At 70.8% G+C, this 25704-nt stretch carries 24 protein-coding genes, 1 tRNA gene and 1 other RNA gene; 8 read left to right on the forward strand and 18 right to left on the reverse strand.

The window, feature by feature from the left end; all coding sequences use genetic code 11:
• Positions 1-16: 16 nt before the first annotated feature.
• Positions 17-955 (reverse strand): lytic polysaccharide monooxygenase, encoded by a 939-nt coding sequence (locus ACIA47_RS05370; protein ID WP_396705712.1) that lies wholly within the window; start codon positions 953-955, stop codon positions 17-19.
• Between the two features lie 124 nt (positions 956-1079).
• Here ACIA47_RS05370 and ACIA47_RS05375 point away from each other — a divergent pair, with 124 nt between their 5' ends.
• Together ACIA47_RS05375 and ACIA47_RS05380 are read left to right on the forward strand one after the other, a co-directional pair.
• On the forward strand, positions 1080-1202 hold the full coding sequence (locus ACIA47_RS05375) for a 50S ribosomal protein L36 (RefSeq protein ID WP_030490864.1): 123 nt from the start codon (positions 1080-1082) through the stop codon (positions 1200-1202).
• Positions 1203-1333: 131 nt separating this feature from the next.
• Positions 1334-1594 carry a YciI family protein gene (locus ACIA47_RS05380; RefSeq protein ID WP_203121550.1) on the forward strand — a complete coding sequence of 87 codons (261 nt, stop codon included), beginning with the start codon at positions 1334-1336 and terminating at the stop codon, positions 1592-1594.
• A gap of 136 nt (positions 1595-1730) precedes the next feature.
• Here the strand turns inward: ACIA47_RS05380 and ACIA47_RS05385 are convergent.
• Positions 1731-1803 (reverse strand) — tRNA-Ala (locus ACIA47_RS05385).
• 88 nt (positions 1804-1891) lie between these two features.
• On the reverse strand, positions 1892-2482 hold the full coding sequence (locus tag ACIA47_RS05390; RefSeq protein ID WP_112582369.1) for a YqgE/AlgH family protein: 591 nt from the start codon (positions 2480-2482) through the stop codon (positions 1892-1894).
• 322 nt (positions 2483-2804) lie between these two features.
• Between ACIA47_RS05390 and mdlC the strand changes: the two genes are divergently transcribed.
• On the forward strand, positions 2805-4400 hold the full coding sequence (mdlC, locus tag ACIA47_RS05395; protein ID WP_396705715.1) for a benzoylformate decarboxylase: 1596 nt from the start codon (positions 2805-2807) through the stop codon (positions 4398-4400).
• A gap of 6 nt (positions 4401-4406) precedes the next feature.
• Here the strand turns inward: mdlC and ACIA47_RS05400 are convergent, their stop codons facing one another.
• The 10 genes from ACIA47_RS05400 to pruA form a co-directional block, all read right to left on the reverse strand.
• A complete protein-coding gene (locus ACIA47_RS05400; protein ID WP_396705717.1) occupies positions 4407-5357 on the reverse strand; it encodes a hypothetical protein in 951 nt (316 codons plus the stop codon).
• Positions 5358-5402: 45 nt separating this feature from the next.
• Positions 5403-5912 (reverse strand): hypothetical protein, encoded by a 510-nt coding sequence (locus ACIA47_RS05405; protein ID WP_396705719.1) that lies wholly within the window; start codon positions 5910-5912, stop codon positions 5403-5405.
• A 172-nt stretch (positions 5913-6084) separates the two neighbouring features.
• The gene (locus ACIA47_RS05410; RefSeq protein WP_396705721.1) at positions 6085-6762 is read right to left on the reverse strand and encodes a hypothetical protein; all 678 of its coding nucleotides are present in this window, start codon (positions 6760-6762) and stop codon (positions 6085-6087) included.
• A gap of 69 nt (positions 6763-6831) precedes the next feature.
• Positions 6832-7207: a transfer-messenger RNA gene (gene ssrA, locus ACIA47_RS05415) on the reverse strand.
• A 104-nt stretch (positions 7208-7311) separates the two neighbouring features.
• Positions 7312-7791 (reverse strand): SsrA-binding protein SmpB, encoded by a 480-nt coding sequence (gene smpB / locus ACIA47_RS05420; RefSeq protein WP_396705723.1) that lies wholly within the window; start codon positions 7789-7791, stop codon positions 7312-7314.
• A 218-nt stretch (positions 7792-8009) separates the two neighbouring features.
• The gene (ftsX, locus tag ACIA47_RS05425; protein WP_238662823.1) at positions 8010-8885 is read right to left on the reverse strand and encodes a permease-like cell division protein FtsX; all 876 of its coding nucleotides are present in this window, start codon (positions 8883-8885) and stop codon (positions 8010-8012) included.
• Between the two features lie 67 nt (positions 8886-8952).
• Positions 8953-9633: a cell division ATP-binding protein FtsE gene (gene ftsE, locus ACIA47_RS05430; protein ID WP_030331491.1), complete on the reverse strand. Its 681-nt coding sequence runs from the start codon at positions 9631-9633 to the stop codon at positions 8953-8955.
• Between the two features lie 118 nt (positions 9634-9751).
• Positions 9752-10873: a peptide chain release factor 2 gene (gene prfB / locus ACIA47_RS05435; RefSeq protein WP_396705725.1), complete on the reverse strand. Its 1122-nt coding sequence runs from the start codon at positions 10871-10873 to the stop codon at positions 9752-9754.
• A gap of 64 nt (positions 10874-10937) precedes the next feature.
• Entirely contained in the window at positions 10938-11453 is a 516-nt protein-coding gene (locus tag ACIA47_RS05440; RefSeq protein ID WP_091393967.1) for a PadR family transcriptional regulator, read from the reverse strand.
• Positions 11454-11630: 177 nt separating this feature from the next.
• Positions 11631-13259, reverse strand: coding sequence for an L-glutamate gamma-semialdehyde dehydrogenase (pruA, locus tag ACIA47_RS05445; protein WP_112582378.1), 1629 nt, complete (start codon positions 13257-13259; stop codon positions 11631-11633).
• A gap of 291 nt (positions 13260-13550) precedes the next feature.
• On the opposite strand from pruA, the gene ACIA47_RS05450 reads away from it, so the two are divergent.
• Complete coding sequence (locus ACIA47_RS05450) at positions 13551-14678, forward strand: hypothetical protein (RefSeq protein WP_396705728.1); 1128 nt, start codon at positions 13551-13553, stop codon at positions 14676-14678.
• 210 nt (positions 14679-14888) lie between these two features.
• Here the strand turns inward: ACIA47_RS05450 and ACIA47_RS05455 are convergent, their stop codons facing one another.
• A complete protein-coding gene (locus ACIA47_RS05455; RefSeq protein ID WP_203126889.1) occupies positions 14889-15398 on the reverse strand; it encodes a DUF6912 family protein in 510 nt (169 codons plus the stop codon).
• Between the two features lie 215 nt (positions 15399-15613).
• Between ACIA47_RS05455 and ACIA47_RS05460 the strand changes: the two genes are divergently transcribed.
• Positions 15614-15841, forward strand: a complete 228-nt coding sequence (locus ACIA47_RS05460; protein ID WP_203126887.1) for a helix-turn-helix domain-containing protein — start codon at positions 15614-15616, stop codon at positions 15839-15841.
• 338 nt (positions 15842-16179) lie between these two features.
• Positions 16180-16776 (forward strand): Rv3235 family protein, encoded by a 597-nt coding sequence (locus tag ACIA47_RS05465; RefSeq protein ID WP_396706377.1) that lies wholly within the window; start codon positions 16180-16182, stop codon positions 16774-16776.
• Between the two features lie 103 nt (positions 16777-16879).
• Here the strand turns inward: ACIA47_RS05465 and secA are convergent, their stop codons facing one another.
• Entirely contained in the window at positions 16880-19807 is a 2928-nt protein-coding gene (gene secA, locus ACIA47_RS05470) for a preprotein translocase subunit SecA (protein WP_396705731.1), read from the reverse strand.
• 168 nt (positions 19808-19975) lie between these two features.
• On the opposite strand from secA, the gene ACIA47_RS05475 reads away from it, so the two are divergent.
• Positions 19976-21127 (forward strand): GNAT family N-acetyltransferase, encoded by a 1152-nt coding sequence (locus ACIA47_RS05475; protein WP_396705733.1) that lies wholly within the window; start codon positions 19976-19978, stop codon positions 21125-21127.
• The gene (locus ACIA47_RS05480) at positions 21124-22236 is read left to right on the forward strand and encodes a GNAT family N-acetyltransferase (protein WP_396705735.1); all 1113 of its coding nucleotides are present in this window, start codon (positions 21124-21126) and stop codon (positions 22234-22236) included. Before ACIA47_RS05475 ends, ACIA47_RS05480 begins: the two co-directional genes overlap by 4 nt.
• A gap of 67 nt (positions 22237-22303) precedes the next feature.
• Here ACIA47_RS05480 and hpf read toward each other — a convergent pair whose 3' ends face one another.
• The 3 genes from hpf to ACIA47_RS05495 all read right to left on the reverse strand — a co-directional run bounded on the left by hpf (position 22304) and on the right by ACIA47_RS05495 (position 25675).
• The gene (hpf, locus tag ACIA47_RS05485) at positions 22304-22939 is read right to left on the reverse strand and encodes a ribosome hibernation-promoting factor, HPF/YfiA family (protein ID WP_091393991.1); all 636 of its coding nucleotides are present in this window, start codon (positions 22937-22939) and stop codon (positions 22304-22306) included.
• A 245-nt stretch (positions 22940-23184) separates the two neighbouring features.
• Complete coding sequence (locus ACIA47_RS05490) at positions 23185-23892, reverse strand: ComF family protein (protein WP_396705737.1); 708 nt, start codon at positions 23890-23892, stop codon at positions 23185-23187.
• A 4-nt stretch (positions 23893-23896) separates the two neighbouring features.
• Positions 23897-25675 carry an LpqB family beta-propeller domain-containing protein gene (locus ACIA47_RS05495; protein ID WP_396706379.1) on the reverse strand — a complete coding sequence of 593 codons (1779 nt, stop codon included), beginning with the start codon at positions 25673-25675 and terminating at the stop codon, positions 23897-23899.
• Positions 25676-25704: the final 29 nt, after the last annotated feature.

The raw sequence follows: 25704 nt of genomic DNA on the forward strand, positions 1-25704 counted from the left end.
TCCCGGGCGGGTCGGATCACCAGATCCGGCGCCGCCCGGCCCGGTGGTTGCGCACCTCGCACTGCCGGCCCACAGGTGCGGCGGCGCTGCGACGTCGCCGTCCGGCACCGATCAGCAGCAGCGCCAGGACCAGCACGGCGGCGGCACCGGCCAGCACCGGCCACCGGCCGCCGAGGTTGGTCACCGACGCCACCGGCACGCCCGGGTCGGCCGCCGCCGCCACCGCCGGCTCGGTGGCGGCCGGCCCACTCGCGGCGGTACGCGGAGCAGCCTCCGCGCTCTTCGTCGCGCCGGCTTTCGCCGGGGTGGCGGTGGCCGTGGCACCGGTGGCCTTGGCACCACGGAACACCACGTCGGAGCAGGAGTAGTAGGTGTCCGGGGTGTTGGAGTTCTGCCAGATCGTGTAGATCAGATGTCGGCCGCTGCGGCCCGCCGGCAGCCGGCCCGCCAACTGGTACGCCCCGGCCCGCACCGGCGGGTCGGTCAGCGTCAGAAACGGGCGCGATTCCAGATCCGCCCAGGTCAGCTTCTTGCGGGGGTCGTAGTCGGGCGTGGTGACGTAGAGCCGGAAGGTGCCCCGGTGCTCGATGGTGGTCCGGTAGCGGAAGGTGAACTTCGCGCCGGTGGTCAGCGTGGTGCTGGGCCAGTCGGTGCGGGGCAGGTCCAATCCCCGGTACGCCGACAGCCCGCCGCTGCACAGCTCACCGTCCGGGATCCGATCCCGATCTCGCCCATTGATCGTGGAAACGCGCACGTTGTCCCATTCGCGCACCGCCGCGCCGGCCTGGATCGCCGCCCGGCAGGCGCTGGTGGCCGCGTACCGCCCAACGGGGCCGCAGGCCGCCGCGCGACTGATCGGGTCGGTCGGGGCGCCGTGGGCGGCGGCGGGCGTGGCAGCCACGGGCACGGTCGCGGCAGCGACCAGCACCGTGGCGAGGAGCCGGCGTACGGGCATGAGGATGACCTCCGCCCACTGGTACGGCTGAGGGGCGGCAAAGGTTCGACGCTGACCGGCCGGGAATCCTGCGGGTGGGTGTGGCGTTTCGATACTCGGAACCGCTTGCACCGAGGAGGCAGAGATGAAGGTACGTAGCTCGTTGCGTGCACTGAAGCAGAAGCCGGGTTCGGTGGTGGTCCGCCGTCGCGGCCGGGTGGTCGTGGTGAACCGCGCCAACCCGCAGTGGAAGAGCCGCCAGGGCTGACCCCAGCCCTTACCGGACATTTAGTCGCCAACGCCCTGACCGGGTCATCCGGTCGGGGCGTTTTGCGTGCTGAGGCGGTTCGGCGGATCGACTAGGGTGCTTCGAAAGATCGCCCCGATGAGGAGGAACCAGTGTTCATCTTGGAGCTGTCCTTCGGCGACGAACCCGACCGGCTCGCCGCCCGACCGGCGCACCGGGAGCGTCTCCAGGCCCTGCACCGGGAGGGCCGGCTGGTCATGGCCGGGCCGTTCGCCGACGACTCCGGAGCACTGCTGATCTTCGACGTCCCGGACGCCGAAGCGTTCGCCGCGATCGTCGCCGAGGACCCTTATTACCGGACCCCCGGGGTGACGATCGCCAGCCAGCGGGAGTGGTCACCGATCGTTCGATAGCCAGGGCGAGGGTGCCCTGGCTATCGAACTGGGCACCACCGGCCGCGGGCGTTGGGGTGGCACGAGTCTGCGGCGGGACCGCCAGCAACAGCAAAACGCCCTGGTCGGATTATCCCGACCAGGGCGTTTTCAAGGGTGGAGCCGAGGGGACTCGAACCCCTGACCCCCACACTGCCAGTGTGGTGCGCTACCAGCTGCGCCACGGCCCCTTGCTGTCGTCCCGGTCGCCCGGGCACTGGGAAACTATACACAGACCGGCCCGCATGGTCATCTCGCGGGGTCCCCCGCCGGGCCGGGTCAGTTGAGCGCCACGTCCGGTGGGAAGTGCGCGACGGCGGCCATCATCCCGCCCTGCCGGCGCAGCACCATCGGCCACAGGTCGTCGGGCCGGTCGACGAAGGCGTCCCCGGGCAGCCCGTCCAACACGAACCAGGACCCGTCGGCGATCTCCTGCTCCAACTGGCCGCTGCCCCAGCCGGAGTAGCCGGCGAAGACCCGGATGCCGCCAATGCTCTCCCGCAGCCGCTCCGGGTCGACCGAGAGGTCGATCGTGCCGACCGCCCCGGAAACCTGGTGGAAGCCCTTCACCCGGCGCATCGGGTGCCGCATCCGGGCGAGGCAGATGGCCGAGTCGGGCTGCACCGGGCCACCCTCGAAGAGCACCGCCGGGTGGCGGGCCAGGTCGCTCCAGTCACCGAGCACCTCAGCGACCGGCACCTCGGTGGCCCGATTCAGCACCACGCCGAGCGCGCCGCCCGGCTCGTGGGCGACCAGCAGCACCACCGTACGGTCGAAGTTCGGGTCCTTGAGCGCCGGAGTCGCGACCAGCAGCCGCCCGGTCATCGACTCCATCGCTCGTCCGCCGATCGCCTGGCCCTCTCCCTGCATGCCACACACCCGTCAACCGTGAGCCCGCGCCGGGGGCCGGTCATCGACCGGATCCGCCCGCCGCATCGGGTTCAGCCGCCCTGTCAACGCCATGCCTGGCACCATAGCCTGCGTGCTGGGTGCTGGCTAAGGTCTGACCGGCGGGTGATCGGACAGTTAAGACGAAGGGCCGAGGCACCCGACGGTGGACCTCCCGGTGATCGACCAGTCGGGGCCACCGACGGCCGCGAAACGCCCGAAAGGTCCGTCACATCCCGATAGATTCGGCTGATCGGGAGGGCGACCGCGGTTGCCCCTGCCCGCGACACGGAGGCGGGTGGCGATGGCAACTGTCCGGGAGGCGACGTACGACGTGCTCCGCACCCTCGGTATGACCACTGTCTTCGGCAACCCCGGCTCCACCGAGGAGCCGTTCCTCCAGGACTTCCCCGCCGACTTCCACTACGTCCACGCGCTGCACGAGGCGTCGGCCGTCGCGATGGCCGACGGCTACGCACAGGCCGGCGGAGTGCCCGCCCACGTCAACCTGCACACCGCACCGGGCACCGGCAACGGCATGGGCAATCTGGTCACCGCCTGGCACAACAAGACCCCGCTGATCGTCACCGCCGGCCAGCAGACCCGGGAGATGCTGCTCCTGGAACCCCGGCTGGCCAGCCGCCGGCCCACCGAGCTTCCGCAGCCCTACGTGAAGTGGGCCTACGAGCCGGCCCGGGCGCAGGACATCCCCGGGGCGATGCTGCGGGCGTACGCGACGGCGGTGCAGCCACCGGCCGGGCCGGTCTTCCTCTCCCTGCCGATGGACGACTGGGCCCAGCCAGCCGACCCGCCGCCCGCGCCGCGAACGGTGGCCACCCGGTTCACGGCTGACCCCGAGCGGTTGGAGGAGTTCGTCCGGGTGCTGGCCGGCAGCCGCAACCCAGTGCTCGTGTACGGGCCGGGGGTGGACCGCTCCGCGAGTTGGTCGGCCGCGGTCGCGCTGGCGGAGCGGCTCGCCGCGCCGGTCTGGTCGGCTCCCGCCACCGAGCGGGCGGTGTTCCCCGAGGACCACCCGCACTTTCGCGGCGTGCTGCCGTACGCGATCGGTCCGCTCGCCGAGGCGCTGCGCGGGCACGACACGGTGCTGGTCGTCGGCGCCCCGGTGTTCCGCTACTACCCGTACGTGCCGGGCGGGCACCTGCCCGACGGCGCTCGACTGCTGCACATCACGGACGACCCCGACGAGGCCGCGCGAGCCCCGGTCGGTGACAGTCTGCTCAGCGACCCGGGACTGGCCCTGGCCGCGCTGGTGGAACGGGTGCCGTCGAGCGACCGGCCGGCACCCACGCGACGGGACGCACCTGCACCGCCGGAGGTCGGTACCCCCCTGAGCGCCGACGCCATGTTCGCCGCGCTGGCCGCACAATGGCCGACCGACGGCGTGCTGGTCCAGGAGTCACCATCCAATCTGTCCGCGCTGCGTCGTCAGCTGCGGATCACCCGCCCGGCGTCGTACTTCACGATGGCCAGCGGCGGCCTCGGCTACGGCCTGCCGGCCGCGATCGGCATCGCACTGGCCGAGCGGGACACCGGACGCGGTCGCCCGGTGGTGGCGGTGATCGGCGACGGCTCCTTCCACTACTCGGTGCAGGCGCTCTGGACGGCCGCGCGCCTGGCACTACCGGTGGTGGTCGTCGTCCCGGTCAACCAGCAGTACGCGATCCTCAAGGCGTTCGCCGACCTGAAGCACACTCCCAATGTTCCCGGCCTGGACCTGCCGGGGTTGGACGTCATCGCGATCGCGGCCGGCTACGGCTGTGCCACGCAGGTGGTGGAGGCCCCCGATCAGCTCGGCGCGGCGCTCTCCGCCGGGCTGCGCGCGGACCGGCCCACCGTGCTGGCCGTGCCGATCAGCACCGACGTGCCCAGCATCCTCTGAATCGGGTCAGCGCGGTGCGATCGACAGCGGGGCACCGGTGAAGACGTCCAGCACCGGCCGGCTGCCCAGCGGCGCCGCGAGGGTGGCGGTGACCGGCTCCAGTTTCAGCAGGGCGATGCATTCCCCGGTGGCCCGGGTGACGCTGCCGCCGACCACCACGACGTCCGGCCGTTCCCGCACCAACGGTGTGATCCCGGTGTCGCACGCGCCGACGCCGAGCCGCACGGTCAGCCGGGCGCCGTCGACGGCAGCCAGGTCCTGGGCCGCCACCAATCCGTCCGGCAGCGGCCGGGCCGGCGCGGTGGGCTCGGGGACGGGGGTGACCGCCGACGGCGCGACGGCGAGCCGGGCCACCGGGGTGGCCAACTCCTTGATGGTGAACAGCCAGGCCGGGACCTGCGCCACGCCCCGGCTCGTGCGCACCGGCACGGCGCCGAACGTGACAGCGGTGACGGTGAGCGGGAGACAGGCGGTCTGCGTGCTGCTCGTGGCCCACCCGTCGGGCCCTGGTTCGACGGTGGGGCCGCCGGGGGTGGGCCGACCGGGCCGCTTCGGCCGCCCCGGGCAGGGCAGTGGGTCACCCTGGTCGAGCTGCCGGTACGCCTCGGCGGCGCTGACCAACGGCAACGTCAGCCGCCCGTCCGGGAATTGGATCTCGCCGCCGACCCGGGTAGGCGGTATTCCGACCTGCGCGCGGTACCACCCGGCCCGGAAGGCCGCCTCGGTCTCGGGGGTGAAGCCCGGGTCACCGGTGAGCACTGTCGGCCCCTCCAGCGGCACGTAGCCCGTACGCCAGTCGGGGCCGGGTCGCCACGCCTCGGCGACCTGAGCGGCCCGCTGGTCGAACGCCTCCACGCGGGTCGGACTGGGCGAGCCGCCGGCCGGACCGACGTCGGTCGCGGCACAGCCCGTCAAGAGCAGCAACGGGAGTACGAGCAGCAGGGCAGGCCGATTCATGTACGGTTCGACGCCTCCGCCGACCGGCCGGTTCCCGACCTGGGCTCAGGTCTCGCCACCCAGATCCGTCTGGTACGCCTCCCAGAGCAGATCGGCGCCGCGCCGGCGATGCCGGGCCAACCGCCGCAGCAGGTGCCCGGCCCGGTGTCGCAGCTCATCGGGGTGCGCCTCGGCCCGCTCAGCGATCTGCTGAACCGCCAGGATCGCGGCGACGATCGCCACGTGCTCCCGGGTCAGCAGCCGCACGCCGTGGTCCAGTCGCGGTGACTGGGTGAGCAACTCCCGGTAGAGGCCGGTGGGGCCTTCGGTGACCCGGACGTGCTCGGCGAAGCCCTGGCGCACCGGACGCAGCCGAAGGAGCACCTCTTCGCGCCAGCACGGCTCGGTGCTGGCGACGGCGACGGCCCGGCCGAGGGCGTGCACGTCACCGGCGAGGCCGGCCGGACGCGGCGCGCCGGGTAGACCGCTGGAATGTGGATCGGCGGGGAGCCCCGCCGGATGCGCGACGCGCGGTCGGGCGACGAGTGACGGCTGCTGGACCGGACCGGTGACCATGGCACCTCCCGCGCGGCGGCGCTGCTATCCCATACCGCGATGGTGAGGCCGCCCGGCCCGCCCTGTCCAGGGCCTGAGCCGCCTCATCTGCCCCGCTGAACCCAGTGACCCCACGAGCCACGTTGGTGCCGCTCTGGAGCGCCGCACAAACCACCTGGGACGTAGGACCGCCTCAGTCGGTCGACGGGCGCTCTGCCAGCCGGCGCAGGTGGTCGGCCGCGGCGCGCGCGTCGCCGGCCCGCTCGTCGCCCTGTCGACCCGTCGTGATCGCCTCAGCCAGCGCCCGCAGCTCGGATGGCGGCAGGGCGGGCAGCCCCATGCCGCGCAGTGGGATGGTGACCCCCCGGGCGCTCGCCGGGTCGGTCGCGCGGATGGCCCGTACCTGCGGTTCTCCGGCCGGACCGTTGTCGTCCGCCTCGCGGTACGACACCGCGGCGGACTCGATCCGGGCGGTGGCGAGGTCGACGGTGCGGGTGCGCACCGCACCGCGTACCCGCGCCCGGCTGCCGTCCAGCCAGGCAGCCGTGCGGAGCACCCGCAGCACCAGGTAGAGGCCGAGCAGGACGAAGGGCAGGCCACACAGGCCGACGAACGGGCTGGGACCGGACTGGTTCGGGTCGGCGGAGTCGCGTAGTCCGGGCGGCAGCAGCCCCGGTGGCAGGTCCCGAGCCTCCTCATAGGAGGCGAACGCGTCACCCGGGCCGGTCAGCCGGCGCAACAGCCCGTCGGCGACGAGGGGCAGTGCCACGAACGCCGCGCCCACGGCCGTGAGCAGGACGCCGAACACCACCGCCGAGACGCGCTGGCCGGGCGACGCGCCGACGGACAGGCGCAGCTCCTGGTTGGTCACAGGGGGCAGCGTAAGACCCCGCGAACAACGAAGCGCCCCGGCTGGTGGGCCGGGGCGCTTCGTTCGAGGTGGTGGAGGTGCCGGGAATCGAACCCGGGTCCTTCGCCGGTTTGTCAGGGCTTCTCCGAGCGCAGCTCGCTGTGCCTCTACTCGGCCCCACCGCTCACGCGAGCAAGTTGGTGTGACGGGCCCAGTCGCTGATTAATCTCGCCGCACGGACCCCGCGACCGGGTCCGATTGGCCAGCCTCCTAGCTGATGCCGGCTACTGGGACGAAGGCGTTCCCAGGCCGACAGACTTAGCTACTCGCCTCAGGCGGCGAGAGCGAAGTCAGCGCGATTTTGCTTGGCGCTTATAAGTTTCCGACGACCGATTCTCGAGACGACGTCGGCTTCCTCGGCTCGCTTCCCCTGTCGCTGCGTACGAAGTCGAAACCAGTCACCCCCTCGACAGGCCGCCGATGTGGCGGCACTGACAAGACTAACGCCTGCGGCAACAGCTTTCATCCCGAGCCCCGGGCCGGCATGTCGACCCGGACAAAAAGGATGAACTAGTCGTCCATGCCCTTGCCTCGTCGACCGGACACCCGGGCGATCTCCCGGTCCGCGTCCCGCTTGGCGAGGTCCTGACGCTTGTCGTACGACTTCTTGCCCTTGGCCAGGGCGATCTCGACCTTGGCCCAGCCGTCCGAGAAGTAGACCTGCAACGGAACGATGGTGAAACCGCCCTCGCGGGTCTTGCCGAGGAGCTTGTCGATCTCGACCCGGTTGAGCAGCAACTTGCGGGTACGCCGTGGCTCATGGTTGGTCCAGGTGCCCTGGGTGTACTCGGGGATGTGCATCGCGTGCAGGAACAACTCGCCGTCCCGTTCCTGCGCGAACGCGTCGACAAGCGACGCTCGCCCGGCCCGCAGCGACTTGACCTCGGTGCCGGTCAGCGCCATGCCCGCCTCGTACGTGTCGAAGATGGCGTAGTCGTGCCGCGCCTTCTTGTTGGAGGCGACCACCTTGCGCCCCTTTTCCCGTGGCATCGGTGCCACCCCCTCTCCTGGAGTCCGCGGCCGGGCTCACCCCGGCCGGACAACCGATCATGCTACCCGAATGAGGCTTATTCGGGCTCTCGCCGCCGTCCAGGCCGTGCCATCGTCAGGACCGCCCGAATAAGCCTCATTGACAAGGACCCTCCCGCGCCGTTTGTTCCCGGCTGCGGAAGGGTCCTTGGGAGACGACGGGACGACCCGTACGGTGCCTAGACCCGCAGGTAGAAGCGCAGGGTGATCCAGGCGGTGCCCGCGCTGACCAGACCACCGACGCCGGCCATCAGCGGGAAGATGAACAGGATGTCGCCCCAGGTGATCGGCGAGAGCAGACCCTGCAACGCGCTCAACGACCCGTCGAAGAGCAGATACTTCGCCGCGACCAGGGCCACCAGACCGAGCAGTGAACCGATCAGGCCGGCCACCACGGCCTCCAGCACGAACGGCGCCTGGATGAACCAGTTGGACGCACCGACCAGCTTCATGACCGCCACCTCACGCCGCTTGCTGTACGCGGCCACCTGAATGGTGTTCGCGACCAGCAGCAGGGCGGCGATCGCCATCACGACGGCGGCAGCCAGGGCGATGTTCTGGATCGAGGTGAGGATGTTGAAGATCTTGTCGAGCAGTCGACTCTGGTCGATGATCTCCTCGACGCCCGCGGTGTCCTTGTACTGGTCGTAGACGTCCTTGTACTGCTCCGGGTTGTTCAGCTTGAGCCGGAACGCCTCGGGCAACTGGTCCGGCTTGACCGCGTTCACCAGGTCCGGCGCGTCCTGGTACATCTCCTTGAAACGCTTGTACGCCTCGTCCTTGTTGACGTACAGGACGTCCTTGACCAGGGGGTCGCTGTCGAGCTTGGTCTGGAGGTCGGTGCGCTCCTGCTCGGTCACCTCCTGGGTCAAGAAGATCGAGACTTCGATGTTCTTGTAGTAGAGGTCCTTCATGTCGTCGACCTGGCGGTACATGAGACCGCTGGCGCCGAGCATGGTCAGCGAGACCGCCATCGTGATGATCATCGCGATGGACATGGTCACGTTGCGCCACAGTCCGACCAGTACCTCGGACAGGACGTATTTCACGCGCATCGGGATTTCCTCCGGGTCTCCGGCATGAGGTGTTCGTCGTCAGGCTGCGCAGGGGTGGAGCGCCGGCTCACCCGTAGACGCCGCGGGCCTGGTCACGCACGATGCGACCGCTCTCAATCTCAACGACGCGGCGGCGCATCTGGTTCACGATGTTGGAGTCGTGGGTGACCATCACGACGGTCGTGCCGGTGCGATTGATCCGGTCCAGCAGACGCATGATCTCAATCGAGGTGTCCGGGTCCAGGTTTCCGGTGGGCTCGTCCGCCAGCAGGATCAGCGGACGGTTCACGAACGCCCGGGCGACGGCGACCCGCTGCTGCTCACCACCGGAGAGCTCGTGCGGATAGCGGTGCTCCTTGCCACCGAGCCCGACCAGCTCCAGCACCTCCGGCACGACCCGGCGGGCAACCGCCTTCGTCTTGCCGATCACCTCGAGGGCGAACGCCACGTTCTCGTAGGCGGTGCGGTTGGGCAACAGCCGGAAGTCCTGGAAGACGCAGCCGATCGAGCGCCGGAAGTGGGGTCGCTTCCAGGAACGCATCGACGTGACGTCCTTGCCGTTGACGACGACGCGCCCCTTGTTGGGGGCCACCTCGTGCAGCAGCATTTTGATGATCGTGGACTTGCCGGAGCCGGATGGACCGATGAAGAAGACGAACTCGCCCTTCTCGATCGAGACGGACACGTTGTCGAGCGAAGGCCGGGACGCCTTCGGGTACGTCTTCGTCACTTGCTCAAGCTGAATCACGGGTGGTGAGTCTACGCGGTGTAACAACTGAGCCAAGCCCCACGCCCCGCCGATCCGGCACGAGTCGTCGAATCAGGCCTCTACCTGGAGATCGATGACGCGCTCCGCCCGCGCGCCGTCACGCACCGTCGCCAGCAAGCTGCCGCCGCTTACGCCAACGGATGCCCGCCTCGATGAAGCTGTCCAACTCGCCATCGAAGACCGAGCTCGGATTGCCGGTCTCCTGCTCAGTTCGGAGATCCTTCACCATCTGATACGGGTGCAGGACGTAGGAGCGCATCTGGTCGCCCCATGAGCCCGCCGCGTTCTCCTTGAGCCCCTCGAGCTTGGCCTGCTCCTCCTGGCGCTTGCGCTCCAGCAGTCGGGCCTGGAGCACCCGCAGCGCGGAGGCCTTGTTCTGCAACTGGGACTTCTCGTTCTGGCAGGTCACCACGATGCCGGTCGGGATGTGCGTCAGGCGCACCGCCGAGTCGGTGGTGTTGACGCTCTGCCCACCCGGCCCGGAGGAGCGGTAGACGTCGACCCGAACCTCGTTCTCCGGGATGTCGATGTGGTCGGTCTGCTCGGTGACCGGCAGAACCTCGACGCCCGCGAAGCTGGTCTGCCGACGACCCTGGTTGTCGAACGGGCTGATCCGGACCAGCCGGTGCGTGCCCGACTCGACGCTGAGCGTGCCGTACGCGTACGGCACCTTGACCGCGAAGGTGGCCGACTTCAGGCCCGCCTCCTCGGCGTACGAGGTCTCGTAGACCTCGGTCGGGTAGCCGTGCCGCTCCGCCCAGCGCAGGTACATCCGCAGCAGCATCTCGGCGAAGTCCGCGGCGTCCACACCACCCGCGCCGGCCCGGATGGCGACCAGCGCCTCCCGGGAGTCGTACTCGCCGGAGAGCAGGGTGCGGACCTCCATCTCCTGGATGGCCTTGGTCAGCCCGGTGATCTCCGACTCGACCTCGGTCAGCACACCCGGGTCGGCCTCGGCCTCGGCCAGCTCCAGCAGCACCTGGGCGTCGTCGAGGCCGGAACGCAGGCTGCCCAGCTTGCTGATCTCGCCGTTGACGTACGACAGCTGCGAGGTCACCTGCTGGGCCTTGGCCTGGTCGTCCCACAGGTCGGGGGCGGAGGCCTCCTGCTCCAGGCGGGCCTTGTCCTCGTGGAGCCGGTCGATGTTGAGGACGGCCTCGATGTTTCGCAGGGTCGCGTCGAGTTCCTTGAGCTGTTCGGCGTAATCGGCAGCGGTCACGACAGACAAGCGTACTGTGCCGGGAGCGGAGCAGCTCGTTCCCTATGCGCGAACCCGCTGACAGTCACCCGACGGGGGCGGACTTCAACCACGACAGGGCCGCCCGGTGGTAGGCGACGGCGAACTCCAGCGCGCTGGCGTCGTACGTCTCGCCGTCCCGTTTGGCGTTCTTCACCTGCTCCCGGACCTGGGCGAGGGCCTCGGTGTGGTATTCGTTGGCCGAGGCGTACAGGCCCTTCAGCTGGCTGGCGGAGTGCAGGTTGCCGAAAGCCATCCGGAGCGCTATCGGGTTGCGGATGGTGTCCCGCCCCGGGTTCTCCGCGAGCCAGCGGGAAAACGTCCGTTTTCCGCTGGCGGTGAGTGCGTACGGCTGGCTCATCCGCGGGCCCGGCTTGCCGAGCCGCACGAAACCCCGCTCAGCCAGCACCGGCAACTCGCGGTACACCTGACTGCGGGTCATCGACCAGTACGGCGCCAGACGGCGCTCAGCGGCGGCCATCAACTGACCGCCTGTCATCGGGCCCTCGTGGAGGAGGCCGAGCAGGGCCGCCGCCGTAGGGTTGACTCCGGAATCCGCCATGCCCACTACGCTGCCACTTTGCGCACCCGGCGTCCAGGATTTGCCGGTTTGCCACCCGACAGGACTTCCTAAGTGCACTGTCGGCGGCAGACTGTCCGTTGAGGACTATCGATGGATTGCCACATTCCGGGCATCCGCCGGCGGCGCCCACGCGCGCCGCCGGCGGGTCTTCGCCGGTCAGCCCATGTGGGGGTACGTGTGGTCGGTCGGCGGCACGAAGGTCTCCTTGATCGTCCGGGGGGAGATCCAACGGACCAGGTTCAGCCAGGAGCCGGCCTTGTCGTTGGTGCCGCTGGCGCGGGCGCCACCGAAGGGCTGCTGCCCGACCACCGCGCCGGTCGGCTTGTCGTTGATGTAGAAGTTGCCGGCCGCGTACCGCATGCGCTCGCCGACCGAGTCGACGACCCGCCGGTCGGTGGCGAACACCGAGCCGGTCAGCGCGTACGGGGCGATCGACTCCGCCTGCGCGACCACCTCGTCGAACCGGGCGTCGTCGAACACGTGCACGCCCAGGATCGGCCCGAAGTACTCGGTGGTGAAGGTCTCGTGGGCGGCGTCGCCGCACTCGAAGAGCGTCGGTCGCACGAAGTAGCCGACCGAGTCGTCGGCGGTGCCACCGGCCAGCACCCGGCAGCTGTCGTCACCGGCGATCAGCTCCAGCGCGGCGGTGTGCCGGGAGAACGCCTTGTCGTCGATCACCGCACCGCCGAAGTTGCCGAAGTCGGCCACGTCACCGTAGGTCAGCGAATCGGTGGTGGCGGCCAGCCGGTCCCGCAGCCCACCCTCCCAGATCGAGCGCGGCACGTACGCCCGCGAGGCCGCCGAGCACTTCTGGCCCTGGTACTCGTACGCGCCACGGATCAGCGCGGTGTGCAGCGCGTCCACGTCGGCGCTGGTGTGCGCGACGACGAAGTCCTTGCCGCCGGTCTCGCCGACCAGGCGCGGGTAGCCCCGGTAACGGGAGATGTTGTCGCCCACGGTCCGCCACAACTGCTGGAAGACCTTTGTCGAACCGGTGAAGTGGATGCCGGCCAGATCCGGGTCGGCGAGCACGACATCGGAGACCTCCTCGCCCCGGCCGGTGACCATGTTGATCACGCCGGGCGGCAGGCCGGCGGCCTCGAACAACCGCATGGTGAAGTGCGCGGCGAACTGCTGGGTCGGGCCCGGCTTCCAGACCACCGTGTTGCCCAGCAGGGCCGGCGCCGACGGCAGGTTGCCGGCGATGGCGGTGAAGTTGAACGGGGTGACCGCGTAGACGAAGCCCTCCAGCGGGCGGTGGTCGAAGCGGTTCCAGACGCCGGGCGAGGACGCCGGCTGCTCCTCGAGCAGGCGACGCGCGAAGTGCACGTTGAACCGCAGGAAGTCGATGAACTCGCACGCCGCGTCGATCTCCGCCTGGATCGCCGTCTTCGACTGACCGAGCATGGTGGCGGCGTTGAGCGTGTCCCGCCAGGGACCGGCGAGCAGCTCGGCGGCGCGCAGGAAGATCGCGGCGCGCTCCTCGAAGGGCAGCGCCCGCCACATCGGCGCGGCGTCCTTGGCCGCCTTGGTCGCGGCGCGCGCGTCGTCGTGGGTGGCGTGCGCGGTCACCCCCAGCACGTGGGCGTGCTTGTGCGGCTGCACCACGTTGATCGGGTCACCGCCGGCCATCCGCTGCTCACCGCCGATGGTCATCGGCAGGTCGATGCGCTCGGCGGCGAGCTCGGTCAGCCGCCGCTGGAGCCGGTCCCGGTCGGGGCTGCCCGGCTCGTAGTTGCGAACCGGCTCGTTGCGCGGCTCGGGAACGGAGAACACGGCATCCATCAAGGCTCCTGGCGATCTCGACAGCAGTGGCGAAACCGGACCCGCAGGCACCGACCGGATGGCCGGACACCGGACGCCGCACGGGAGGCCGGGCAGCGGCGGGACCTCCCCTGATTCTCCCACGACGGGCTGCGCGACCCACCTCCGCCACCGCCCCGCACCAAGGACCGCCCCACCCCTCCTCCCCTTACCGACCGGCCTCGATCCGTCCCGCTGTCCCGGGGCGACAGACAGCCCAGCGGGCCCGCGTACCCTGAATGGTCGGTGACCTGCCGCCTCGAAGGGGAGACGATGACCAAGCAGCCCGGCCGCGTCCCGGCCGCTGAGTCGGACGAGCCGGCGGTCGACGCGGCCAGCGCCGGCAGTCGTCCGCTGCCCGCACCCGGCGCCGCAGTGCTCGCGCTGCTGGCGCTCGGTTGGCTGGCCGCCATGCTCTGGTCCACCCGGGAGGCCATCACCTCGGCCGCGGCCGGGGTCACCGCGATCAGCCTCTCCGCGTTCGCCCTGGCCGGCGTGATCTCGGCCGCGCTGGTGGCCGGGGCGGCCGTCGCGCTCGCCGGCGGCAACCTGCTGGCCCGCCGGTACGGCGACTGGGCCACCCTGCGCTTCGCCGGGGCGATCGGCGGCGGAATGCTGGTCGGGCTCGCTGCCGCGGTGGCCATCAACCTCACCTACTTCGACACGTCCACCACCAACGTGATCGCCGGCACCACGGCGGCCGCAGCGATCATCGGGGGCGCGCTGGCCGGCGCGCGGACCGCTCCGGCGGTCGGTGCTGTGGTCACCGCCGCGCTGGGCACGCTGATCTTCGTTGTCGCGTTCAGTCGCGCCCGGGATCCGCTGTTCGACCTCTTCGGCTCCGGCGACAGCCAGGAATCGTTGATCAACGCGGCCAAGTGGGTGTCCCGTACCGAATCGCTCGTCGCCGGGCTGCTCGCCGGGCTTCTGGCCTTCGGCTACCTGACCTGGGCACGGCGTCGAGCCGTCCGCCGCGATCCCGAGGCCCCGGCGCTGCGCTGGCCGGCGTACCTGCTCGCCGGCGCCGGGCCGGGGCTCCTCCTGCTGCTCGCCGAAGTGATCATCAGGGTTGGCGGCCGGTCGCTGCTCGACCTTGCCAGCGCGCTCAGTGAGGCGGACGCGGTGGCGCAGACCTCGCTGGGCACCTCGCGGGTGGACAACGGCATCTGGGTGCTCTTCGTGGGGGCGCTGACCGCGCTCATCGCGTTCGGCCGCACGCTCGGCCCGGCCCACAGCGACGACGACGAACCGGCCCACGGCCCGAACCCTGTCGCGGACCAGGTCGACCCGGCGGACGACAAGCCGGGCTACGCCAAGGCGTTCGACGCGGACCCGGCCGAGGCGTTCGACGCAGCTGAGACGTCCGACGCGGACCCGGCGAAGGCGGACCCCGCTCGCTGACGCCTCACCAGGGCAGGTGGTCAGCGCACGCGTTCGCGCACGCAGGCGGTCAGCGCAGGCGTTCGCGCAGGTTGGCGGCGCAGGCGGGCGGCGCAGGCGGGCGGGCCTGGTGCGGCGTCCGGGGCCGCGTTCGGTGCAGGTGGGCGCGTTCGGCGCAGGTGGGCGCGCCCGGTGTCCGGGTGTCCGGCTGCTGTCCGGGCGGTGCCCGGCTCAGTCGGTTGCGCTCAGCAGCTGGTCCAGCTCCGTCACGTCGTACCACTCCAGCTCGTGGTCCTCCGCGCCGTCGACGGTGAACTGGGCGTCCGGGTCACCAGCCGCCGCCTCGGCCACCACGTCGGCCGCAGCGCCGACCTCCTCGGCCGCGTCCGTGCCGTCCACGTGGATGGCCGCGACGGCGCCCACCGGCACGGCGTCGGTCAACGTCACCGTGCTGGAGCCCAGCTCACCGTCGCCACGCCCGATTGCTGCCGACGGCAGGTCGACCGAGATGACGACGCGACGGCGGGGAGCGGTCGGGTCGGCCCGGAGCAGGTGCAGGGCGTCCTGGGCAGCCCGGGTGAAGGCGACGTACTCCAACTCCTCCTCGTCACCCTCGGCGTACCACTCGCGCAGCGCCGGAGTGACGGCGTGCGCCTGGTCGGCGGCCAGCCCTTCCGCACGCAGCCGGGCCAGCATCGGTACGGTCGCCGGCACGTACACCCGGACAAGCTCGTCGGTCACCGGTCGTCTCCCCGCGTCGTCCTCCACCGGCGGCCGCCGGCACGGGCGCAGATCATGCCGCACGCCGTGACCGTCATACACCCCGCCTCCGGCCTGAGGAAGTTCCCAGCCGGTGTGTCCCGCGTGGTTGGTCCGCCACCGACCCGGTCCGGTGCTGGGCGGCCGGGGCTGTCGGTGGCAAACTGAGCCAAACGACATCAACCCCGGGAGTTTCTGTGGAGCCGAGGTTCCTGCTGCTCTCCGACGTGGCCGCCGAGCTCAACGTGTCGGACTCGCAGGTCTACCACATGGTGCGCAGCGGCGAACTGCCGGCGATCAAGATCGGCGGACGCGGCCAGTGGCGCGTCGAGCGCGCTCGACTGGAGGAGTACATAACGCGCAAATACGACGAGACGGCAGACTGGGTGCAGAGCAACCCGCTGATCGACCGCGACTCCGAGTAGCAGAAGCCCGACTCGTTCTCCAGCCCGACCCGCCTGGGCCGCTCGGTCCGGCCCGCTCAGCCCTGGCCTGACCTGGGCGCCTGCCAGGCCTGGCCTGCCCCGCCCGACCTGGCACGCGACCTGGCCGCCTGCCCCGCCTGCCAGGCCTGGCCCTTCGCCCGCCCGTCCGTCCGTCCCGGGGCATGATCCACTCGGATTTACGGAAGTCGGGGTGTCGGGGTCGCTGGGACCACGCGTCGGGCAGAGGCCGCCAGGAAGCCATTGACCGAGGCGATTTTGTCACTCAGAATCGATCTGTCGGAGGCAAACGAAGGCAAACGCAAGATCAAAAGGTGGCCATGATGAGCGGAGCGCGACCCGGTCCTTCCCGACCACCCGTGCGGCTGCGCCCCGTTCCGCCCTTCGACCCGCCGTACGTTGACGAGGCCGACGGGTCGTGCTGGCCGCCGATGACCGACGGTCAACTAGCCCTTGACCTGTTCGCCTCCACCCGGCCCAACCCGGTCCGGCCGCCGGAGCGGCGAGCAGCCCTGCGTCCGGTGCCCAGCAGGTCCACCACCACCCATCCGGTCGCGTCGTTGCCGCCGTCGACCGCACCGGAAACCACCCGAGCCGCACACCGCTTCGTCGGCACCTGCCTGGAGGTGGTCAACGGCTACCGTTCCCCGACCCAGGTGCGAGCGCTGCTCGACCCGGCCCGAGCGGGCGACCTGCTGACCGAACTCGCCCGCGCATCCGGCCGGGCCGGGGCATCCCGCCGCCGTAGCGGCCGACCACTGGTCCGGCTGCTACGCCTTCGAGTCTGTGAGCCCCGGGACGCCGCGGTGGAGGCGGCAGCCGTCCTCACGGGCGCGGGCGGCCGAAGTTGGGCGATGGCGCTGCGCCTCGAACATCGCCGGGGCCGCTGGCTCTGCGTTGCCCTCCACGTGCTCTGACCGCACCTGCCCCGTCGTCGGCGAGGCTCAAAGACACCGACGGGCCCCGGGCCTGGTCGGCCGGGACCCGTCGGTCAGACGCTGTCGGTGCAGCTGCTGTTGGTCAGTTGCCGCCGTTGGGGGCGCCGTGGCAGCGCTTGTACTTACGGCCCGAGCCACACGGGCACGGCGCGTTGCGGGACGGGCCGTTGCTCGCCTCCGCCTGGTTCGGTGCCGGCCGACGGGCGGCGGCCGACGGAACTGCCGGGCCACGCAGCCCGGATGCCGGCCGCTGCGGCGCGGACGGCGCGCTCTGCCCCGGTGCCGCCGGAGCACCCGGAGCCGGTCGGCCCACACCGAGCGCCGGAGCCTGCTGCTGGGCCTGCTCCACGGCGACCGCGCCCGGGCTGGCCTCACCGTCGATGGTGGGGGCGGAGTATTGCAGGCCCTGCCGCCGCGGCGCCTGGTTGAGGCCCTTGGCCCGGATCTCCACCGGCTTGTCGAGCAGGGTGACCTCGTCGGCCCCCTCCTCCGGCTCCGGTTCGGTCACCTGGACGTCGACGTTGTAGAGGAAACCGACGGTCTCCTCCTTGATGCCGTCCATCATGGTGGCGAACATGTCGAAGCCCTCGCGCTGGTATTCCACCACCGGGTCGCGCTGGGCGTACGCCCGGAGGTTGATGCCCTCCTGGAGGTAGTCCATCTCGTAGAGGTGCTCGCGCCACTTGCGGTCGATGACCTGGAGCAGCACCATCCGCTCGAGCTGGCGCACCCCCTCGGTGCCGAGCTGCTCCTCACGCCGGTCGTACGCGGCGTTGGCGTCCTCCTTGAGGCGGGCGACCAGGAAATCGGCGTCCATGCCGGCCCGGGAGCCGCCGGCATCCTCTTCCAACTCCTCGATCGTCACGCCGACCGGGTAGAGCTGCTTGAGGCTGGACCAGAGCTGCTCAAGGTCCCAGTCTTCGCCGTAGCCGTCGGAGGTGGCGCCCCGTACATACGCCTCGACGGTGTCGTCGATCATGTTGCGGACCTGGTCGGAGAGGTCTTCGCCGTTGAGCACCCGGAGCCGCTCGGCGTAGACGACCTGGCGCTGCTTGTTGAGCACCTCGTCGTACTTGAGCACGTTCTTGCGGATCTCGGCGTTCTGGCCCTCGATCTGGGCCTGGGCGCTCTTGATCTGCCGGGTGACCATCTTCGACTCGATGGGCACGTCCTCCGGGATGTTGAACCGCTCCATCACCGCCTCGACCGCTCCCGCCCGGAAGCGCCGCATCAGCTCGTCCTGAAGGGACAGGTAGAACCGGGACTCGCCCGGGTCGCCCTGCCGGCCGGCGCGACCGCGCAGCTGGTTGTCGATCCGCCGGGACTCGTGCCGCTCGGTGCCCAGCACGTAGAGGCCGCCGGCGGCCGAGACCTCTTCCGCCTCGGCGTCGCAGGCCTGCTTCCAGGTGGGAAGGACCTCCTCCATCGCCTTGGCGTACTCTTCCTCGTTCTCCAGCGGGTCGAGGCCGCGCTGGCGCAGCTCGTTCGCGGCGAGGAACTCCGGGTTGCCTCCGAGCAGGATGTCGGTGCCGCGGCCGGCCATGTTGGTGGCCACGGTGACCGCGCCCTTACGCCCGGCCTGGGCGACGATCTCGGCCTCCCGGGCGTGGAACTTGGCGTTCAGCACGTTGTGCGGGATGCCACGGCGGCGCAGCAGCTGGGAGAGGATCTCGGAGTTTTCCACCGAGACGGTGCCCACCAGCACCGGCTGACCCATCTGGTGCCGCTCGGCGATGTCCTCGATGACGGCGTTGAACTTGGCCTTTTCCGTCTTGTAGATGACGTCCGGCCGGTCCTCGCGAACCATCGGGCGGTGAGTCGGAATGGTCACGACACCGACCTTGTAGACCTTGTTGAACTCGCTCGCCTCGGTCTGGGCCGTACCGGTCATCCCGGACAGCTTCTCGTAGAGGCGGAAGTAGTTCTGGAGGGTGATGGTGGCCAGGGTCTGGTTCTCCTGCTTGATCTCCACCCCCTCCTTGGCCTCGATCGCCTGGTGCATGCCCTCGTTGTAGCGACGGCCGTGCAGGATGCGACCGGTGAACTCGTCGACGATCAGGACCTCACCGTCGCTGACGATGTAGTCCTTGTCGCGCTTGTAGAGCTCCTTGGCCTTGATGGCGTTGTTGAGGTAGCCGACCAGCGGGGTGTTCACCGACTCGTACAGGTTGTCGATGCCGAGCCGGTCCTCGACCTTGGCGACTCCCCGCTCGGTCACCGCGATGGTGCGCTTGGAGTGGTCGACCTCGTAGTCGCCCTCGCCGTCGGTGCCGGGCTGGAGCCGGGCCACCACGCCGGCGAACTCGCCGTACCAGCGGGCGGAGTGCTCGGCCGGGCCGGAGATGATCAGCGGGGTGCGGGCCTCGTCGATCAGGATGGAGTCGACCTCGTCGACCACAGCGAAGTTGTGCCCGCGCTGCACCAGCTCTTCCTTCGACCAGGCCATGTTGTCGCGCAGGTAGTCGAAGCCGAACTCGTTGTTGGTGCCGTAGGTGATGTCGCACTCGTAGGCGGCCTTGTGCTCACTGGCCGGCCGGTTGGGCAGCACCACGCCGACGGTCAGCCCGAGGAACTCGTGCACCCGGCCCATCCACGCGGCGTCACGCTGGGCGAGGTAGTCGTTGACCGTGATCACGTGGACGCCCTTGCCGGAGAGCGCGTTGAGGTAGACGGCCATGACCGAGGTCAGCGTCTTGCCCTCACCGGTCTTCATCTCGGCGATGTTGCCGAAGTGCAGCGCCGCGCCGCCCATCACCTGGACGTCGTACGGGCGCTGGCCGAGCACCCTGGCGGCCGCCTCGCGGGCCACCGCGAACGCCTCCGGCAGCAGGTCGTCGAGGGTCTCACCCTCGTCGAGCCGCTCCCGGAACTGTTCGGTCATGCCGGCCAGTTCCTCGTCGGTGAGGTTGACGTAGTCGTCCTCGATCGAGCTGACGGCGGCAGCGATGGCCTTGAGCCGGCGCACCATGCGGCCCTCGCCCGCGTTAAGGACCTTTTCCAGAATCGACACGGATCAACGCTCCCCTAGACAGTCTCGAACCATCGTAGGCGCTTCATCGGCGCGATGGTCACTGGTGGCGGTGCTCGACCCCGCCGAACCCGACATAACTCGCGTCCTGCACACGCCCCAAACGTTATCCGGTTACGCCGTCGGCGAACGCTACGGCAGGATGCACGAGTGGAGCTCGTGGAGATCATCGAGGACGGCGTGCTGCTGCGGCCCTGGCGAGAGACGGATGCCGAGGCCGTGCACCGAGCCTGCCAGGACCCGGACATTCAGCGTTGGACCACCGTACCGCGCCCGTACCGGCCGGAACACGCCCACGGATTTGTCACCGAGCTGAGCCGGAATGCCTGGGCCGAGGGCACCGGGGCACCGTTCGCGGTCTGCGACCCGAACACCGGGGAGCTGCTGGGTTCCAGCGGACTGATCTCGATCGACAAGGACGGCACCGGTGAGATCGGCTACTGGACGGCGCCCTGGGCGCGTGGTCGGGGCGTGATGGTCCGGGCCACCCGGGCGGTGGCCCGCTGGTCCTTCGACACCCTCGGGCTTCGCCGGCTCATCTGGCAGGCCGAAGTGGGCAACCACGCCTCCCGGCTGGTGGCCCTCCGGGCCGGTTTCCGGATCGACGGCAGGTTGCGGCTGGCCAACCCGGCGCTGCCCGGCAGCGCGGACGGCTGGATCGGCTCACTGCTGCCCGGCGAGGTACCGGCCGCCGGGTCGACCGGTCCGGCCGGTCCGGGCACCCTCGCCGCCCGGCGGGCCGCCGTCTTCGGCCGCCCGCAGCCCGTTCTGTTCGCCGAGACCGGGGCCGGCGAGCTGCGGCTGCGGCCCATGGAGGAGAAGGACCTGGACGCCGTGGTGCAGACCTGCCGGGACCCGGAGAGCATCCGCTGGACGACCGTGCCGGACCCGTACGAGCGCGCCGACGCGCAGGGCTACCAGGCTTACGGCCGGGACGCCTGGGCTCGGGGGGACGCCGCCTGCTTCGTGATCGCCGACTCCGACGACCGGTACGCGGGCACGCTCGACCTGCGGCTCTCCCCCGCCGACCCGTTGGTGGCCGACGTCGGCTTCATGACCGCGCCAGCGGCCCGGGGTCGGGGCTACCTGCCCGCCGCGCTGGTCGCGCTCAGCGCCTGGGGCTTCAGCACCTTGGGCCTGGCGCGGATCGAGTGGAAGGCGAATGTGGGCAACACCGCCTCTCGCCGGGCGGCGGAGAAGGCAGGCTTCCTGGTCGAGGGGATCGCCCGGGGCGGCGTGCAGCACCGGGGCGAACGGGTGGACGTGTGGGTCGGGTCGCTTCTCGCGAAGGATCTGGGATGAATCTGCGACCGGTCGTCGAGGCGCACGGGGTGCGGCTGCGCCCGTTTCGCGCGCAGGACTGCGCCGACGTGGTGGACGGCTGCGCGGACCCGCTGACTCAACGCTTCGTGTCGAACCTGCCAACGCCGTACACCGAGACCGACGCCCGCTGGTGGATCGACGTCGGCGCCCCGGCGACCTGGACCGGCGGCGGCACGGCGTACGCCGTCGCGGACCCCGCGACGGATCGACTGCTCGGCGCGGTGGGGCTGAACAACCCGGTGCCCGCCCGGGGTCAGCTGGAGATCGGCTACTGGACGCGACCGTCGGCGCGCGGTCGCGGGCTGGCCACCGCGGCGACCCGCGCGCTGAGCGAGCACGCGTTCGCCGCCGGGGCGGCGCGACTGGAGCTGCTCACCGAACCGGAGAACGGCCCGAGCCAGCGGGTCGCGCTGGCCGCCGGCTTCCGCTACGAGGGTCTGCGCCGTTCGGCCGGTGCGTCCCGGGACGCCGGCCGGCACGACCTGCTGGCCTGGGTACGCGTCGCCGATGATCCGCCCGGCCCGAACGCCCGGCTGCTGCCCGACCTACCCGGTGGGGTGCTCACCGACGAGGTGGTGGCGCTGCGCCCACTCGCACCGGACGACGCGGCGCTGTTGTACCGGCTGCACAGCCGACCCGAGGTGGTGGCGAACCAGGCGCCGCCGGTGCCGCCGACGCGCGAGGCGATGGAACGGCGTTGTCGTCTCGCGCAGAGCGGCTGGCTGACCGGCGAGATCGCCCGGCTGATGATCACGGACGTGGCCAGCGGCGAGTCCGTGGGCAGTTGCGGCTTGTCGTACACCGATGTGGCCGCCGGCGAGGCGTCGGTCGGCTACGCGTTGCTGCCGGACTGGCGCGGCCGGGGGTACGCGACGCGGGCGGTCCGGTTGCTCGCGGGCTGGGCGTTCGGCTCGGCCGGTATCGCCCGGCTGTCGGCCGGCACGGTGCCGGACAACACCGCGTCGCACCGGGTGCTGGAGCGGGTCGGTTTTCGGCGCGAGTCCGTTCAGCGCGGCCGGCTGCCCGGGTTGGCCGGCGCCCGCCTGGACGACCTGACCTTTGCGCTGCTCCCCGCCGACCTCCGCTGACGGATCATGGAGTTGTGGTGGGCGTTTCCCCACCACAACTCCATGATCGACGCGGATCGGCTACCGGTCAGGTGGCGAGGGAGATGATGCCGTAGTCGTACGCGTGGCGCCGGTAGACGACGCTGGGGCGGCCCGACTCCTTGTCCTGGAAAAGGTAGAAGTCGTGGCCGACCAGTTCCATCTCGAACAGCGCGTCGTCGATGGTCATCGGCTCGGCCGGGTGGACCTTCTCCCGGGCGATGTGCCACGGCTGGTCGTCGTGCTCCTCTTCGACCCGCTCCGCGACCGCGGTGCCGGCGCGGGCGCCATCGCTCGGCGCGCTCAGCGCGTTGGGCACCAGGTCCGCGACCGGAAGGCCCGCTGTGGCCTCGGCGACCGAGATCGGCGCGTGCCGGCCCCGGTGTACGCGGCGGCGGTCGGCCGCGCGGCGCAGCCGGGTGTCGAGCTTCGCGATGGCCGCGTCGAGCGCGCTGTAGAAGTCGTTCGTGCAGGCTTCGGCCCGAATCACCGGGCCCCGGGAAACGCAGGTGATCTCCACCCGCTGGCAGTGGTCGGCCTGGCGCGGATTGCGCTCGTGAAACAGCTCGACATCGACGCGAATAAGTTTGTGGTCGTAGCGTTCGATCTTTGCGAGTTTCTCGGCTACGTGTACCCGGTAATGGTCCGGCACTTCGACGTTTCGGCCCTTGACCACGATGTCCACGTGACCTCCCTTGTTCGGACGGTCTTCGATCCGGTTACCCGGCCGCGCGCCGTGGGGAGACCCGCTGGCGTCGACCGGTTGGTACGGCTACGCCTCCTCTCACCGCCAGGGGCGGTTGGAACGACCTCCTACCCCCGACAGCGAAACGCTAACTCCTGTTTGCCCGGCAGTCACCCCATGTTGCCGAGACGGCCCAGGATTTTCCGCAGCTCATACACCAACGGGTGAAACGGAAACACGATCGGTTACGGCTGGTGTCTTTTCTCGGTCGCCGCGAGCACCGCCGCGACGCTCGGTGCCCACCCTGTCGCGGTCAGCACCCGGCTCGCGGCGGCGAGGGTCACGCCGGTGGTGACGATGTCGTCGAGCAGCACCACGACCGGCGTCGCGCCCCCGGCACGACCCCGGACCGGCCCGGTCGAGCGGGGCTGGAAGGCCGCCTCGGCCGCCGCCGCGCGCCCGGCGCTGTCCAGGGTGACCGAGTCGGGTCGGGGCGACGCCCGCAGCGGACGGTGCACCCGCACCGCCCAACCGCTCCGGTTGAGCCGGGCCGCGCAGTGCCGGGCCAGCCGGTCGAGGTGGTCCCCGTAGCGGGACCGGGCCGCCGCTGCGGTGTCCGGGACCGGAACCAACGCCACCGGGCGGTCCCCACCGACGGCCGCCGCGACGACGTCGGCGAGCAGCGCGCCGAGCGGGCGAGCAAGCCCGTGTCGGCCGTGTTCCTTGTACGCCAGCAGGGCCTCGCGCAGCGGACCCGCGTACGGGCCGAGGGCGACGCAGGACGGCAGGCCCGGCGGTGCGGGGGTCGGGCGGACCGCCCGTGGCCGCAATGCACCCAGCGCCCCGACACAGGCTGGGCAGACCCCGTGCCGCAGGCCGGGGCGGCGCTCCCGACAACCGGCACAGTCGGCGGGCAGCACCAGGTCGGCGAGGTCCGCCCAGAGCCCGCTCACCGTGTCAGTAGAGGAAGAACGGCGCCGACGGGTTGCTCGGCCGGACACCGGTCGGCACCGGGGCGATGTCGCGTACCCGCCCGGGCTCGATCCGTTCGAACGGGCTGCTGCGGTAGGCCACCCCGTTCGCCTCGTACATGTACGCCCCGCTGGGCGCCCGCACACTGCGGTTGGTCGGGTACGCGGTCAGGTGGGTGACCTTGGCGCCGAGGTCGGTCCGCAGCGGCGTCTCCAGGGCGCCGTCGACACTGATCTCGTAGATCGCCGGCTGGCCGACCGACCCCGCCACCACGAGCTGGTCCTCCCTGCCCCAGTCGACCGCCGTCGGGTTGGTCAGCGAGGTGACCAACTCTCGGGGCGGGCCGATGGAGGCCCCGCCGCCGTCGAGGTTGACCGCGGCGACGTAGAGACGGCCACCGGCGATCAGCGCCACCCGCTGGCCGTCCAACGCGGCGGCCACCGCGGTGACCGCGGCGGAGGGCAGGTTGAGCGGCACCGGATACATCCGGGCCGCCTCGTCGAACCGGTAGAGCTGCCCGTCGGCCACCACCAGGCCGCGGCTGGGGCGGTTGTCGACAGCACGCAGCCACACCGGTCGGCCGATCGAGGAGTATTCGGTGCCGCTGCGGCTGATGACGGAGACCGGGTCGGCGCCCGTGCCCACGGCGAGTCGGTACCGGTTCTTGCCGCTGCCGGTGACCACCATCGCGGCGAGGATCCGGCGGTCCTTGGCCAGCCCGAGGCTGGCGGAGACGACGTTACGGTTGGCCTCGGGTGTCAACGGCACCGTGCCGCTGGGCTCGCCGTCGAAGTCGAGGGGGTGGATCGCGCCGTCGTACACGCCGAACCGCTGCGGGCTGGCGGCATACGGATAGAGCACCCGGGAGTCTCGTCGCTCGCCCAGGTCGACCACGGGCTGCGCGTTGTTGCGAATCTTCAACTCCAGCTGACCGGTGAGGTCGCCCAACGACCAGGCGATCTGCGTGATCAACTGATCGATCCCGCTCTGGTCGTCATCGGACATGTCCAGGTTGACCTCCCACCGACCGTTGCCGCCGGTGGCGTTGTTGATCAGCTCGGTGCGGTCCGGCAGCCCGACGACTCCCGGGCGCAACCAGTCGGAGGGGCCGCCGACCAGCCACTTCACCACCTCGTTCACCTGCCGCTCGACCGGCACCGCCTGCGGCCGGTAGCGCTGGTCGGGCACCAGGCGGCTGCGGTCCGAACTCCAGAAGTAGATCGTCTCGTCCTGGTAGTACTCGCGAAGAGCGGTGTCGCTGAGCAGCAGCACGTTTGGCGGGTTGATGATGTAGAGGCCGGCCCGGTCATCGTTGACGCCGCCGTTGAAGGACGCGCTGCGCAGACCGAACTCGTACTCCGTCTCGGTCGCCACCGGTGGAGCCAGGGTGCCGTTGGTCCGCAGCACCCCGATCTGCTGCACGGCGATCTTCACGGTCGTGGTCGAGTCGCTGTTGAGGGTGTAGACCGCCTCGCGCAGCCGGACCACGTTCAGCGCGACCTCGCTGCCCTTCTTGTCCTGTAGGCGGGTCTTGTCCTCCGGGGCGATGAACGCCTTGACCCGCTCGTACGCACGATCCGGCTCGCCGGCGGCGGCGGACAGGAAGTTGCGGACGAACGTCTCGTTGACGCTGCCGCTGGCCGTCCGCGTCGGTGGCTCACTGCCCCGACTGATCACACCGGACTCGGTCGGGGCACCGCCCTTGCCGTCCACCCGCACGTCGGATGTCGCCGGGATGCCACAGCCGGCGCCCAGCAGCACCATCACGCCGAGCGTCCCGAGCAGAGTCGGCC

The sequence above is a fragment of the Micromonospora sp. NPDC051227 genome, assembly GCF_044455385.1.
GTDB lineage: Bacteria > Actinomycetota > Actinomycetes > Mycobacteriales > Micromonosporaceae > Micromonospora.